This window comes from Acinetobacter sp. F9 (assembly GCF_019195275.1).
Taxonomy (GTDB): Bacteria; Pseudomonadota; Gammaproteobacteria; order Pseudomonadales; family Moraxellaceae; genus Acinetobacter; species Acinetobacter pseudolwoffii.
The window spans coordinates 1-14,750 of sequence record NZ_CP078068.1; the positions used below are offsets into that span (position 1 = coordinate 1).

Consider the following 14,750-nt stretch of genomic DNA (forward strand, 5'->3'; position numbering starts at 1 on the left):
GCGTTGTACATCACCATCTACACCTACATCTTCACGCATGGTATCTTGAATAGACTTAATTGTTCCCGAAATGCTCATAATTAAACTTCAAATCATTAATATTAAATTTGCGCAAGAGTTTAACAGACCGCAACCTTATGACACATCATCATAAAGTTGATCGCCCAGTTCTTTCAGTGCTTTTGTATATTCTTCAACCGAACCAAACGATTGAATAATCTCCATGAGCGACCCCATCTGATTAAAAGGCGGAACTTTTAAAATCTGCACATCTTCAATCGGCTGAATTCCTTGGTCGGCAAATTTGTCTAGCAATGCATCTAATACCTGACGCGCCTGCTCGTTGTACTTGGTAAAGTAATTGCGTTTACGGACGTTATTGGCCCGTTCTTTTTTAGTCAGTGCTGGCTGATCAAAAGCAATGTGACAAATCAGATCAAAAGCATCGAAGTCCTTGCCAACTTCATCTTCTAGTGCTTCAAAAATCACCCCTTGTTTTTGAAACTCTTCAATAATCAGTGATTTCTTTTCTGCCCCTTTCCATTTTCTCAGGAAGGTATCTAAGGATTCATAGTCCTTCAAAATGTGCTCACGGGTATAATCCTTCAGGGATTCTGTGACGAGCTTGCCATCGTTATCATAGAATTGAACACGCTCACCAATCACGCTAACATGCACATTGTTGACCACAAATTTCTTAGGTGTTTCACCTTCGGGATCTTCTCCTTCACCACCAGTAGGTGGATCAAAAGGTTTAGGCTCTACGTCATCACCACCTATGGAATCCTCACCTTCTTCTGGTGGCACAATAGGATCATCACCTTTCGGCTCATAGATCACCACAGGTTCACCATCAAATGTAGGATCGCTAAACAGCTCAGTGGCTTTTTTAAAGTCCATAATCGTGAACCAAGACTTTCCAAACTCTTCATTTACCCGTGTACCACGACCAATGATCTGCTTGAACTCTGTCATGGACTGAATATGCTGATCGAGAACAATCAATTTACAAGTTTGCGCATCAACCCCTGTCGTCATGAGCTTGGAAGTAGTTGCAATGACAGGATAACGTTCTTCAGGGTTAATGAAGTTATCTAGTTCAGCTTTACCTTCTTGATCATCCCCTGTAATACGCATGACATACTTGCGATTTTCTTTAATTTTATCAGGGTTCAGGTTCATAAGAGCCTGACGCATACGCTCTGCATGATCGATATTGTCACAGAACACAATGGTTTTGGCATACGGATCAGTGCTGTTCAAATAGTCAGTAATTTTCTGTGCAACAAGCTCTGTACGTTTTTCCAAAACCAATGTTTTATCCATATCTTTTAAATTGTAGATACGGTCTTCGATTTCGTTGCCATGCTTATCTTTTTGACCCTTGGTTGGTCGCCAACCTTTGAGGTCTTTATCAATATCAATACGGATCACTTTATAAGGCGCGAGGAAACCGTCTTGAATTCCCTGTTTCAAGGTATAGGTATATACAGGTTCACCAAAATAAGTGATGTTGGATGTGTCTTTGGTCTCTTTAGGTGTCGCAGTTAAACCAATGTGGGTCGCTGAATTAAAATATTCAAGAATGTCACGCCATGCGGAATCTTCTTTAGCACTGCCACGATGACATTCATCAATTACGATCAGGTCAAAGAATTCAGGACTAAACTGCTTATAGATGTTCTTCTCTTCTTCTGAACCTGTTACAGCCTGGTATAAAGACAGATAGATTTCATAGCTTTTATCAACCGTGCGATTGGTGATTTTCGTCATCTTATCGCCAAACGGTTTAAAGTCATTATTCTTGGTTTGATCAACTAAAATATTACGGTCAGCCAAAAAGAGAATGCGTTTTTTAGCACCAGATTTCCATAGACGCCAAATGATCTGAAAAGCTGTATAGGTCTTACCTGTGCCTGTTGCCATAACCAATAAGACACGATCTTGCCCACGGGCAATTACTTCCAGAGTCTTATTAATTGCATTGGTTTGATAATAACGAGGTGCACGATCTGTACCATCATCGTAGTAAGGAAATTCGACAATTGCTTTTGCTTCAGGTGTTATTAAACCATGATGCTGTTGATATAGATTCCATAAGAAATCTGGCGGTGGGAATTGATCTAAACCTAGTTCTGTTTCCACCTTATTGGAATTAAACAATTCTGTCTGGTCATGTAAAAGAAAGCCATCTCCATTCGTTGAAAATACAAATGGAGTTTGTAAACAGTCAGCATAACCAAGCGCCTGCTGCATACCAGCACCTAAAGTATGTTTATTGTCTTTGGCTTCAATCACCGCAATTGGAATGTTCTTTTTATAGTAAAGAATATAGTCTGCACGTTTGGTCTCACCGCGGGTATGTAATTTGCCACGAACCATGATTTGACCTTTGGTAAAAGTCACTTCTTCACGGATCTGTTGCGCTGTCCACCCTGCATTTATTAAAGCGGGATAGATAAAACGAGTGCAGATCTCACGTTCTGACAAATCTTTTTTAGACATATATCCTCAGAGCGAATAACTTAATTTTTATCATATATTTAAAGATAACCATTATTTCTAAAATATAAAAGCAAATACTGCATGCTTTTAAACTTAGGTTGAATAGCTTGAAACAAAAAAATAAGGGAGCAAAGGCTCCCTTTCTATTCTCGACTCGCCAACTTACTTTCAATCCATTGATGGATCTCATAAGCTGACCAGCCGATACGATTTTGAGTAATTTTAACTTTCCTTGGGAATGTAGGATCGTAATAAGGTGAATTCTCATCCATCATTTCATAGATAGTTGAACGTCCTACTCCTGTAAACAGCACAACTTGTTTGATATTGATAAGCTGATTCATTTGAAATGTTTGACCAATAAATGTATTCATGACTGATTCTCCTTAGATTGTTTAAGCGAGCTGTCTACCGCTCAAACAATCAGGACGTTCTGTAAAAAACTAATTTGAATACTTCAGCACCTTGGCCTAATTCACCGCTCTTACACTTTGCTGCAACCCCTGTTGAATATCTTGTACAAACCCTTCAGGCGAAGTTTGTTGCTCCACTGCCCGGTTCTGTTCTTGTTCAGGATAGTATTCATCCAGCACATCCAACCCTTCCTCTATATCTGTTTCAAATCGCGCATTGGCAAAACCCTTCCTTGCCGTAAAGTCCAAAGCCTCCTGATAAAACCCAGCTTGTTTACTCTGCTCATCAATTTGCCTGGCTTGAGCAATCGCATCATTCAAGTTAATCCCTTCCCTTAAAGTTAGATCCACGTAATACACCGGCTGACGATAGCTTTGTGTGGTGCTTTTTCCTCTTAAAGTCAGTTGCAAAGGCAAGCAAGACAATAAGCCTCCTGAAGCGGCATGGTAATAACTCAGCCGTGCAGCCAAAGTCCGAATACTGTTAAAGCCTGTAGTTCTAAAGATGAAGGTACCAAACTCATCCGAGTCATCCAGGTTCACATGTAAACGTCCATAAGGTTTGCAGTTGCCACCTTGAGCAAGAGGACATAAATCTGGCGATGGACAGGGATGTTGCTCTACGCCTTGATTGGTTAATCGCTGGCAGGTTTCCCCATTACCGACACAGACAGGGCGACCGGTCTGACGGTCAAACAGGCTGTACTCTGCACGTAGGTTTAAGTCAGGATCATTGAAGATCATTCTGACAGGGATTGAGCGTAGTTTTTGATTCGGCGTATTGGCTCGAAGCTGTTCATCCAGTGGATGTTTCACCCATCCTTCTTTGCTTTGGATTTGGGACGTAATGGTGAATTGATCATCTTTTTCCGGTAGGCGTTTGCCATTCTTTTCTACTACCCGACCAATACTGATACGCCCTAGAGCTGGTGGTGTAATCGCTAAACCTTTAATCATGGAAAATATCCTTAAATTTATTTTCTTACAGATTTGCCGCTGCTATGTAAGAGACGTGTTTCAAAGACACTCAATAAATCCAATCAACAGAAATAGATTATTGCTAGCAGACCAGCCGTAGATATGTAAGAAGCATGTTTCGAAATAATTGAATCAACTAAAAATGAATGAATAACGTTGCTAGCAACAAAAGCCGCGACCGTTTGCCCTCTATTCCTAGCGAATGGAGGGCGGGGAGCGGTTTTTGCGCCTCGCTAATTGAATGGGCTGAAACAGGCTAGTCGGTATAGATATTGAATCGACGACCGCCTTGCTTCTGAAGGGGATAAAGCTCAATAAGTTCAGGCTGGTGCTGAAGCAATGCCTTGGTATTCAGACTGATGGAGTCCTTGGCTTTCTTCCACACCACCGAGCCACGACTAAACACAGCTCTTTCAGCATCTTTCATCAGCATTTGGATGTGATGCTTCAGCTGGTCAAAGCGTTCCTGCTTATGCTGAATCTCTTCTTTCATTTTAATGAGCTGATCAAACATTAAATTGGCATTTTCATTTTGCGAGAGATCTTCAACGCTCAGCGGTACATGCGCTGGATAGAGTTGCAGAATGGCTTTGGCTGCGGATTCACTGGCATCGACTGATGGCGGAGTATCCGTTTCCACACATTCCCAGAAATAACGCTCTGCCTGAATGATGTGTTGAATCACTGATTCAGAACGGCTGACTTTAAAGATCTTGGTTTCATGCCCACAGATCAGGACACAGACATGCGCTGCCTGTTTACCTGTCACTGCAAGTTGGTGCTGTACCTGACACAGTACGTATAAAGGCACACCATCTCGCCATAGTCTGGCACCATGTTCTCCGGCAGTCTTACACTCCAGGATCTGTACGTCATCACTACCCACGACTGAGTAATCTAGATTTGCTAGCATAAAGGCTTTGTCGGGATCGGGGTGCTGAAGCACGGCATTCACTCGTCTCACTTTATTATTGGTGTGCAGACTGTAGTACTCAGCCACCAATGGCTCTAGCTGTTTGCCCCAATACAACGGTGCAACGCCTGAGCTATCATCATCTATATTCTGCTGAGTTCGACCGGTCTTGATCATCCAGAGTTCCAACATTGACATGTAAGGGTTGAGGCCGCAGGCGGTTGCGGCATCACTACTGCCAATACCTTGCTTACGTACTTCCAGCCATTCCTGGTAATCCATGTTTTTGGTATTAGCTAAACGCTTGGCTGTCGTTGTTCGTTTAGCGACTGTATTTGATTGATTGCTCTCATTCGGAATTGGGAAATGAGTTCGTTGAGGGGGATTTATCGGTGCAATCTGATTCATGCTTTAATCCTTATAAATAGTGAGGTCTGTAAAAATTTTTGGCATAAAAAAAGCCACATCCGAAGATGTGGCAAAAGGGAGTATTGACTGGATAAGGATCATCTACATGATCCTTATCCATTAAATTAAGCATACTGGTTTGAAAAGCTTAGACAGCTAAACGTAGTGCCTGTTCCAGTCCACGCTGCTTTAATGCAGCACCTGTACCAAACCAGGCTGAATCGAGGCGGTGATCTGTACTCATGGCACGACGTTCATGATCGGCAAATTCGGTGATTGAACACAGCAAACCATAGGCAGTATCTTTGGCAGAGCTGAGTTCTGCACCACGACCTTGTCCATTAAACATGTCCATAACTTTAGCCATGGCACGTCCATTCGGTTCAGGCTTTTCTTTGACTGGATTTGGAGTAGCCATATTGCGATAGAACTGAATGATGTTCTCCTCCTGATCTGCAATGCTTAGGCTAGTGTTGTTAAACACGGCATCAAAATAGGCAGCCGCTTCGCCTTGAGTGACTTTACGTTGAGTCAGTTGTTTCATCTCATACATGTGTTCATCCCATGCACGAACTGAAATGCCCAATTGCTGTTTGACCTTGTCCGCATCAAACTTGGTACTGTGTGGTACTTTCACCACACCTGCACTGCTACTTTGTCCACGTAGGGCAATAGCTAAGGTGTTATTGCATACCACCCGGATATTGGTGAACTGTGCCGTGGTAGCCAGTGTACCGTCACATGCGGTTGCTAATAAAATATAGCCATTACTGACATCCTTGCCCTTCAATGCTGTAGATTGTCCGGTACGAGCCAATGCCCAGAACTTCTTCCCGCCTTTAAGTACACCTGCGGTTTCCAGTTCAAAGCCAGATTGCTCAGTCAGATCCCGATAGAACTCCAGAATCTCCATCGGTTGCACTTCCTGATAACGCTGACTGACCACAGACAAGGGAGCATGAGTATCGGAACGATACAGCACTCGCTGTTCTTCATACGGCATGATGATGCTCTGCCCGCGTTCATTCTGGGCCATGTAACTGACATCGGAAGATTCAATCCGCCAATCCATGCCTGCTTGTTGTGCCCACACTTCAATCGGCTGATTCTGAGTGAGTTGATTTCCTAGACCATGCCAGGGAGTGTCACCGACAAAAGCCATTTGTTCGACTTGATGCGCCATATCCTTTCTCCTGAAGTGGGTTAATCAAAATTGCGTTGGCAATGGTGACAGTGGAAATAACGAACAGATGCAGCTACTGGTCGAGATGGCTGAATGAAACTATCAATCAAACCACCAACCACTGCACCTGCAATACCACCCATCCATGGAGAGATCGGCATCGGTAAACTTTTGGAAATGCTGGCGCCAATACCGGCACAGGTCATCGAAGATAGGCTGCCCTGATTGGAGGACTGCTGGTTCACCACACGGCTGACGTTTTCGGAATGGCAGAATGGACATGTAATATTCATAAGATATACCTCTAAAATGAAAAAGGCTTACCGTCTGATAAGCCTTTGAATGTAGGAATAAACACTCATTGTTCATGTAGATGATGTATATCTATGATTTTTTGGGATCGATGCCTTTCCATGGATTTTGTGCCATATTAAATTGACTCTTTTTTTTCCACCATACTCGTAGGTATTGATTAGCTTTCTCAGACATAGCCAAATAACGGATTACATTAAAAGCGTTACGTACACTCTTTTCGTTGCATCGTTTAATCATTCCTATACCTAGCGTACCTTTATTCCGATAGCGCTGCTTATTGGAGGCCTGATTACAATTAAAAAAACCACCACATCCCTTGGTAATCTTCTCCTTCCATAATCGACCAATCTCATGTCCATAATAGCTGTCTTTAGAGTGAAGTGAACCGTTATAGATCACCAGTAAATGACAATGGTAGCCTCTCGACTTTCCTCCCTGCTCAAGACGATATGCATATCCAATTTGACCTTCAAAAATTGTATCTTTGTCATGTATCCGTTTAAGCAGTACTCTCATATGTTCATCAAACTTAGTCACGCCTGGATGTGTCTCTGATGGATAATTTAAATCGACCCGTACCAAAAGCAGTTTACAATGATGTCTGACCATATCCTCAAAGTACGTTCTTAATGGCTCCCAATTAAATTCTCTCTTATTTTTATTATTTCTTAAAAATGATTTGTGTTCTTTCCTTAACCCACTTTGAAATTGTTTAAATGCAGCATGATTAGAAAAAATATCCTCATCATCTTTTTTAATAAGCTCAGGCAGCAAATCAAAGTAAGCCTGAATCAAAGGGCTGTACATTCTGTTTGAGTCATAAATTAATTTGGCATCATTTCTTAGTTCGCTTAAATCAGATTCGATGTCTTGCCAGCGATACGTTTTCTGAATCACTTTCTTCATCAGGTTTTCAATAGCGAGTAAGGTTTGTGGTTCATTCATCGTTGGTGTCCTATGGTTAATTCCATAGGAGTGACAGATCTGTATTTTTTAAATTTGAAGTAGGTGAGTTATTTTTCTCTCAATAAAACACCTTCATCATTTGGGGATGATGAAGGTTATTAAGTTGTTTAAGTATTTAATAATATTAAATATATATCCTAGCTATTCTCAAACTGAATAAGCCAGCAAGCGCAAGACTAAAATGAAAATCTCTACTTCTATAGCAAACAGGGAAAATCTTACGAATTACCCTGTATTTATAGGGAAAAGTGAAGCGTAAGTTAAGCAACTATAATGCCTCTAACTTGATTGTCCGCGTCTAAAGCGATTCTTTATCTCATCAGAATAACTTGGATCTAAAATCTCTAAAAACACAAAATAGGGTAAAATTCTTTTCTGAAAAATTTCCCATTTGCTTTTGTCACCTCTTTCAATAAGAAATTCTGGCTTTAAGCCATCTGATCGATTTTGCAAAATGGGAATTGGCGTAAATTCTAAATAAATATTCTGCAATTCAAAAAAATCTGGCTTCTCATCCAGAGCTTTTTGAAGAAAATCTTTCAATTCCTTGGGTATATTTCTCAATTTATATACCAGCTCATTTTCAGTTTTTTGCATCAGTTTTGCTGCATCAATCACCCAAACTAAATCCAATACAATATCTTTGGTTTCAAAATCCTCTTTCCAAAAATATAAATAGTCTAGATAACCTTGGAGTCCATTAGGCTTTTTGGCTTTTTTATTAAAGTAACTAAAAAAATCTTTAAACTGAACAGCCGACAAACGTTCTGACTGAGAGACCAACTTAATTTGTGAACGATATAAAAGAATACTGTGAGACTTATAGTCAGCAAAATATGAAACTGCTTCCGATAATTTTTTAGAACTTTTTCCCCACTGTTTTGTCATTTCGATACGGCTAGGTCTTATAATTTGTAATGAAGACTCTAGATCACCATCTCGTACTCTGTGATGTAATCGTGGATGTGGAGATCTTCTGTGTATTCCCTCTTCAGCAAAATTTTTTAATTTAATTATAAAATCATTTAGTTCACACAATGCTCCTAAACCTACATCTTGTCGAAGTGTGAAAGATGTCTTATACAAAGAAGAGTCCCGCTCTAACTCAATGAAGAAATCTACTAAAAGTTTTATATTTCGTGTTAGAAACTCACAATCCAAATTTTTTATAAATTCCTTCTGATCCAATAAAAACAAAAATTCCAGGCCCAAAAGTGACATCCTTTTTTTCAATTCGTCAGGGGTTTCTTTCTGTACTTTTACACCTGTAGTTCCATAGTAGACAAAAGCTGGTGTTGGTAAAAACAGTAATGCCAACATAAATACTTCCATGCGTAATAATACTGTTAAGTCATTATTGCCACTTATAATACTGTCAAGAAACTCCTTAACCCCCCTCACAATATCGGGCTTCATAGGAAAATTTTTATTTTCTACCAACAACTCTTCATATAGAGTTGTTATGATCTGTAAATATTCTTTCGGCCAAGTATTAGCCTTAACGGCAGATTGTAATTTCTTATTATTGTCAGGTATCCAGTCTTCTAACGTAATATATCTCTTATCCGTAAAGTTTTCACTATTGCCGTGATATTTACGTTTTCTAGAATCATTTTCAGGCTTACGCAAATGTTTTAGGGCGTCCAATCTATCATCTTCAAAGATGCGATTAAGAATAGCCTCAGCCAAGTCTTCGATCATTTGATTGTTTTTATCAAGTGAAATTGGTCCGAGAATGTCATCGCTCTCCTGTTCACTCAAACCAACTATTTGATCTTTTTCGATCTCATTCATAATGCTCTATCATCGCTGTTACTATATCTATACCTCTCAAACTACCACTACAATTCCCAGCATGTAAACCATTAATTCCCATATATTTTTAGTTAAATTCCCATGCTTTAAACCATCAATTCCCTACTAAATCATTAAATAATTTTCCTTTTTCTAGTGCTTACTCAAAATGTGCTCAAGTAAAAGTATCTTTGTAATTGATTATGTAATTGAAAATTTCGCATTTTTTATAGATATAAAAAAACCATGCCTAAGAGCATGGTTCTCAATTGAGTATCAGTTAATTAGCTAATCCATTCTTTTACCTTTTTCCCATACCACTCCATAATCTTCACACGCTCATCCCAGTACTGTGCTCGGTTATAGGCCGAGCGAATTCTATTTTGTGGCACATGAGCAAGCTGCCGTTCAATGGCATCGGGATTAAACAAATTTGATTCGTTTACGACTGTACTGAATAGCGATCTAAAACCATGTGTGGTCATCCGACCTGCATACCCTGAACGTTTAATCACAGCCAAAATAGACTCACTACGCATTGATTCTTTGTTATTCAAACGATGTGGAAATAACAGTTCCTGATTATGAGTAAGCCTTAAAGCCTTTAGCTCAGCAATCATCATGTCCGTCAACGGTACACGATGAGGAAGACGGTTCTTCATACGCTCTTCAGGGATATCCCACTTACGCCCTTCCAGATCAAATTCTTCCCAGCGTGCTTGTAGCAACTCACTAACCCGAACACCTGTCAGCATGATCAGAATAATGGCATGATGTGTTTGAGCATCACTTGGGTATGCTCTTACCTTTCTTAAAAATTCAGGCATTTCAGAGGCTGTAAGCGAAGCCAGGTTTTTGACTCTTTTGTTCTTGAGCGCACAAACCAGATCACCTGCCGGATTATCATAGCGGTATCCATGTGCAATGGCATATTTCATGACCATGCCACAGCGAGATAAGGTACGTTTTGCAATTTCAAGCGAACCTCTTGCCTCAATTTTCTTAATGATCTGGAGAATCTCAGGTGCCTGAATTTGATTAATACGCTTATTAGCAAGAGCAATATAAAGCTCATCCAATGAAGCCCGTACATTACTGATATGTTTGGATGACCAGGTTTCTTTTTGATTATTAAACCAATCTTCTGCAACTTCTTTGAAATAGGGCTTTAAGTCTTCATGCAATACTGAACGTGAGTATCGATGCTTAAGCTCATATGCAAGTTCCCTTGCCTTTTTTAAGCTTAAATTTGGATATGGGCCAAGCGATTCAGACTTACGTTCACCATGGACAGTGACGCGCACATTCCAATATTTTTGACCTTTGGTGGTAATGATGAGAGATAAACCATGTGAATCTGAAAGACGATACTGTTTGTCTTTCGGCTGTGCTTTTCTACATTCAGTATCTGTAAGTGGCATATCGATTACCCATAATTGATGTATTAATTTCTGGGTAAATTTTCCCAATATTTACCCACAAAGAGCAAATATGGAGTCAAATGGGATCAGACGCTATCGGACAAACAGGCATAAAAAAAAGCCTTTAAACATTGAGTTTAAAGGCTTTTTTAGATTCCGATGGATTACTTCGGAAAGAATTTTGGTGGAGGTGGCGGGAGTTGAACCCGCGTCCGCCAGCATTACGCTCGAGAATACTACATGCTTAGATATCGTCTATTGTTTTAACTCTTTGTGACCCGACGAACAGGATACAAATCGCGATCCTCTTAGTTTAGTACAAAGCCCCGAGGCTTGGCTTTATACGGACTTGTGTGCGTGCGCTTCAGTCGGACTCTCTAACCACAAGTATTCGGAGAGGCGGACAAGCTGCCCTTAGGCAGCTAGAGCGTATGATTCGTCGTTTGCGACTAAAAAATGCAAATTTGATTTACGAGAGAAAATGCGCTCTCGGCATGCATCTATGAGTTTCATCACCAGCGTCGAAGCCAGAAACACCCCCAAAGTACAAGGCAATCATAGCATAGATGTCAAAAATTACGATGCATTTTCTAAACATTTACACAACTTGATGCGCTTAATTACATTATTGCGCTAATATTTTACTTTTCAAGCCGAATAACAGAAAAATTATGAGCTATTTACTGGCCCTAGATCAAGGAACCACATCGAGTCGGGCTATTATTTTTAATGAACATGGACAAATTCAGGCAACGGCTCAACGTGAAACCCATATTCAGACGCCACATTCAGGTTGGGTCGAACAGGATGCTCAGGAAATCTGGAGCACGCAGATTGCGGTGGTACAGCAAGCGCTTGCTACGGCGCGTATTCTCGCCAAAGATATTAAAGCCATTGGTCTGACCAATCAGCGCGAAACCACGGTGGTTTGGGATCGAAGAAATGGTAAACCGCTCGCGCCGGCCATCGTCTGGCAAGACCGTCGAACTTCTGACTGGTGTAACCAGCTGATTGAACAGGGCTGGATGTGCAAAATTCAGCAGAAAACCGGTCTACGGATTGATCCTTATTTTAGTGCAGGAAAATTGGTCTGGTTTCTGGAGCATGTAGAAGGCGTACGTGAACTGGCTGAACAGGGTCATGTCGCTTTTGGTACTATCGATAGCTGGCTGATCTGGAACCTGACTCAAGGCGCAGAACATGTGATTGAAGCCAGCAATGCTTCCCGTACCATGCTGATGAATCTGCATCAACAAACTTGGGACGAAGAACTGCTGGAGCTGTTTCATATTCCTGCTTCGGTCTTACCAAAAATTATTTCCTCGGATAATTATATCGCTGACACCGCTTCAGGTTTACTCGGTGCCAATATCCCCATTACCGGTATTCTAGGTGATCAGCAATCTGCACTGTTTGGTCAATCCTGTTTTGAAGTGGGGAGCGCAAAAAATACCTATGGCACCGGCTGTTTTATGCTGTTCAATACCGGTCAAGACATCCAGCTCAGTCAGAATAAACTGCTTTCTACCCTTGCCTGGCAAGCGCAGGGTCAAACCACCTATGCACTGGAAGGCAGCGTGTTTATGGCGGGTGCGGTAGTGCAATGGCTACGTGATGGTCTCGGGATTATTCAAAAAAGCAATGATATCGAAAAACTGGCCTGTAAAGTTGAGGATACCGACGGCGTGGTTTTGGTTCCGGCCTTTACCGGACTTGGCGCGCCGCATTGGGACAGTGAAGCGCGTGCCCTGCTCTGTGGCATGTCTCGTGGTACGACTCAAGCGCATATCGCCCGAGCAGCCTTAGAATCAATCGCTTTTCAGGTATCGGATGTCCTCAGTGCAATGCAATCCGATATTGCCCACCCTTTAAAAGAATTACGGGTCGATGGCGGTGCCAGTAGCAATGACATGCTGATGCAGTTTCAGGCAGATATTCTCAATGTGCCGGTGCTGCGTCCGAAAATGCTGGAGTCTACCGCTTGGGGGGCAGCCGCCATGGCCGGATTAAAATCCGGAATATTTTCCAGTCTGGAGGAAATTTCGCAGTCTTGGCAACTTGAACATGCCTTTGAACCGAAAATGCAAAATGATGAGCGTGAAGCTCATTTAGCCAAATGGCAGAAGGCCTTAAATCGGGCCAAATCAGATCTATAACCTGTATCAATCTGAAGGTCGAAAGCTAAAAAAGCACTGTTCAACAGTGCTTTTTATTTTCTATCTCTTACCCTCAATAAGCATAAGATGCAATCGCTGTAGCAATTGGCTTATCTTCATCATTGATCATGGTCATACGCATGGTGCAGCCCTTACGCCCCAAACGTAAGGTTTCTGCCCGCGCGATAAAATATTTACCGCGCCCGGGTGCCAGATAATCCACCCGCATATCCACTGTCGCCAAACGTGAGACTTTTTTAATGGTGTCCGCAATGGTTTCAGGTTCGGCTTTTTTATATAGCTCCCCCATCGCTACAATTCCACCGACACTATCGAGTACCGTGGCCGCAAGACCGCCATGCAAAATTTGAAACGCGACATTCCCAACCATAAAATCCTGCATTTCGACATAGGCTTCGATCTGGCCTTCCACCACCCGCATGCTCATACCATTATGCTTAAAAAAAGGAGAGCTATTAAAAGCATGTACCAACTGATTTAAGACCACATCAATATCCACCTTTGCCCCCAAGTGTATATTACCTGTCCAGCTTTTCTCTGTCTTAGTCATCACTCTGCTCAAATCCACCGCAATAAAAAACCGCTAATTTATGCCCAAAAATTTCAGTTAGGGCTACAATAGGTGCCTAGTTTAATACTGATTGCTGAGATTTTTATGACCTATACGTTCAATCGTCCCGCGTTTCCTGCAACTCGCATGCGTCGTATTCGTAAAAATGAGCATTTACGTTCTATGGTACGTGAGACGCATCTCAGTGCAGATCACCTGATTTATCCAGTATTTGTACTGCCGGGACAAAACCAGAGCCAAGATATTCCCAGTATGCCGAATATCCAGCGCCTGTCAGCAGACTTGCTGTTAAAAAAATCAGAGCGTCTGCTGGAACTGGGCGTCAACAAACTGGCACTGTTTCCAGTCACACCACAAGAAGATAAAAGCCTGACCGCCGAAGCGGCTTGGCGCGAAGATGGTCTGGTCCAACGCACTTTGCGTTTATTAAAAAAAGAACTGCCAGAAATGGTGCTGATTACTGATGGTGCACTCGACCCCTATACCACGCATGGTCAGGATGGCATTATTGATGAGACCGGTTATGTCTTAAATGATGAAACGGTCGAATGTCTGATTAAACAGGGCTTAAGCCATGCCGAAGCAGGCGCAGATGTATTTGCCCCAAGTGACATGATGGATGGCCGGATCGGTGCAATTCGTCAGGCCTTTGAACAAAATGGGCATATTTATACCTCAATCATGGCTTATTCAGCCAAATATGCATCCAGCTTCTATGGCCCATTCCGTGATGCAGTCGGTTCTGCCAGCAATTTAAAAGGCGGCAATAAATACAATTACCAGATGGATGTCGGTAACCGTGCCGAAGCACTACATGAAATTGCGCTGGATATTCAGGAAGGCGCAGACATGGTGATTGTCAAACCGGGCATGCCTTATCTTGATATCGTCCGCGAAGTCAAAGACACTTTTGGCGTACCAACCTTTGTCTATCAGGTCAGTGGTGAATATGCGATGCTGGCCGCTGCCATTCAAAATGGCTGGTTATCTGACAGCGTGATTATTGAATCACTGATGAGCTGCCGCCGCGCCGGTGCCGATGGCATCTGGACTTACTTTGCCGAAGAAGCTGCGCTTAAACTGAAAGACATGAAGTAAAAGGATTT

At 41.8% G+C, this 14,750-nt stretch carries 12 protein-coding genes and 1 other RNA gene; 2 read left to right on the forward strand and 11 right to left on the reverse strand.

Annotation, left to right across the window (positions count from 1 at the left end; all coding sequences use genetic code 11):
- Positions 1-135: 135 nt before the first annotated feature.
- From hsdR to ssrA, 10 genes are all read right to left on the reverse strand, one after another.
- On the reverse strand, positions 136-2,505 hold the full coding sequence (gene hsdR, locus KT990_RS00005; protein ID WP_218208923.1) for an EcoAI/FtnUII family type I restriction enzme subunit R: 2,370 nt from the start codon (positions 2,503-2,505) through the stop codon (positions 136-138).
- A gap of 143 nt (positions 2,506-2,648) precedes the next feature.
- Positions 2,649-2,879: a helix-turn-helix transcriptional regulator gene (locus KT990_RS00010; RefSeq protein ID WP_004811081.1), complete on the reverse strand. Its 231-nt coding sequence runs from the start codon at positions 2,877-2,879 to the stop codon at positions 2,649-2,651.
- A 96-nt stretch (positions 2,880-2,975) separates the two neighbouring features.
- Positions 2,976-3,875, reverse strand: a complete 900-nt coding sequence (locus tag KT990_RS00015; protein ID WP_005262483.1) for a hypothetical protein — start codon at positions 3,873-3,875, stop codon at positions 2,976-2,978.
- A 277-nt stretch (positions 3,876-4,152) separates the two neighbouring features.
- Positions 4,153-5,217, reverse strand: coding sequence for a YqaJ viral recombinase family protein (locus KT990_RS00020; protein ID WP_171542485.1), 1,065 nt, complete (start codon positions 5,215-5,217; stop codon positions 4,153-4,155).
- Between the two features lie 148 nt (positions 5,218-5,365).
- Positions 5,366-6,400, reverse strand: a complete 1,035-nt coding sequence (locus tag KT990_RS00025; protein WP_171542484.1) for a DUF932 domain-containing protein — start codon at positions 6,398-6,400, stop codon at positions 5,366-5,368.
- Positions 6,401-6,420: 20 nt separating this feature from the next.
- The gene (locus tag KT990_RS00030) at positions 6,421-6,693 is read right to left on the reverse strand and encodes a hypothetical protein (protein WP_171542483.1); all 273 of its coding nucleotides are present in this window, start codon (positions 6,691-6,693) and stop codon (positions 6,421-6,423) included.
- Between the two features lie 91 nt (positions 6,694-6,784).
- Positions 6,785-7,660 (reverse strand): YagK/YfjJ domain-containing protein, encoded by an 876-nt coding sequence (locus tag KT990_RS00035; RefSeq protein WP_228730809.1) that lies wholly within the window; start codon positions 7,658-7,660, stop codon positions 6,785-6,787.
- A 300-nt stretch (positions 7,661-7,960) separates the two neighbouring features.
- Entirely contained in the window at positions 7,961-9,475 is a 1,515-nt protein-coding gene (locus KT990_RS00040) for a hypothetical protein (RefSeq protein ID WP_218208924.1), read from the reverse strand.
- A gap of 284 nt (positions 9,476-9,759) precedes the next feature.
- Positions 9,760-10,896 (reverse strand): tyrosine-type recombinase/integrase, encoded by a 1,137-nt coding sequence (locus KT990_RS00045; protein ID WP_218208925.1) that lies wholly within the window; start codon positions 10,894-10,896, stop codon positions 9,760-9,762.
- A gap of 182 nt (positions 10,897-11,078) precedes the next feature.
- Positions 11,079-11,437, reverse strand: a transfer-messenger RNA (tmRNA) gene (gene ssrA / locus KT990_RS00050).
- A gap of 130 nt (positions 11,438-11,567) precedes the next feature.
- On the opposite strand from ssrA, the gene glpK reads away from it, so the two are divergent.
- Entirely contained in the window at positions 11,568-13,052 is a 1,485-nt protein-coding gene (gene glpK / locus KT990_RS00055) for a glycerol kinase GlpK (protein ID WP_218208926.1), read from the forward strand.
- A 73-nt stretch (positions 13,053-13,125) separates the two neighbouring features.
- Here the strand turns inward: glpK and KT990_RS00060 are convergent, their stop codons facing one another.
- On the reverse strand, positions 13,126-13,623 hold the full coding sequence (locus tag KT990_RS00060; protein ID WP_005096062.1) for a thioesterase family protein: 498 nt from the start codon (positions 13,621-13,623) through the stop codon (positions 13,126-13,128).
- A 105-nt stretch (positions 13,624-13,728) separates the two neighbouring features.
- On the opposite strand from KT990_RS00060, the gene hemB reads away from it, so the two are divergent.
- Entirely contained in the window at positions 13,729-14,742 is a 1,014-nt protein-coding gene (hemB, locus tag KT990_RS00065; RefSeq protein ID WP_005172298.1) for a porphobilinogen synthase, read from the forward strand.
- Positions 14,743-14,750 lie beyond the last annotated feature (8 nt).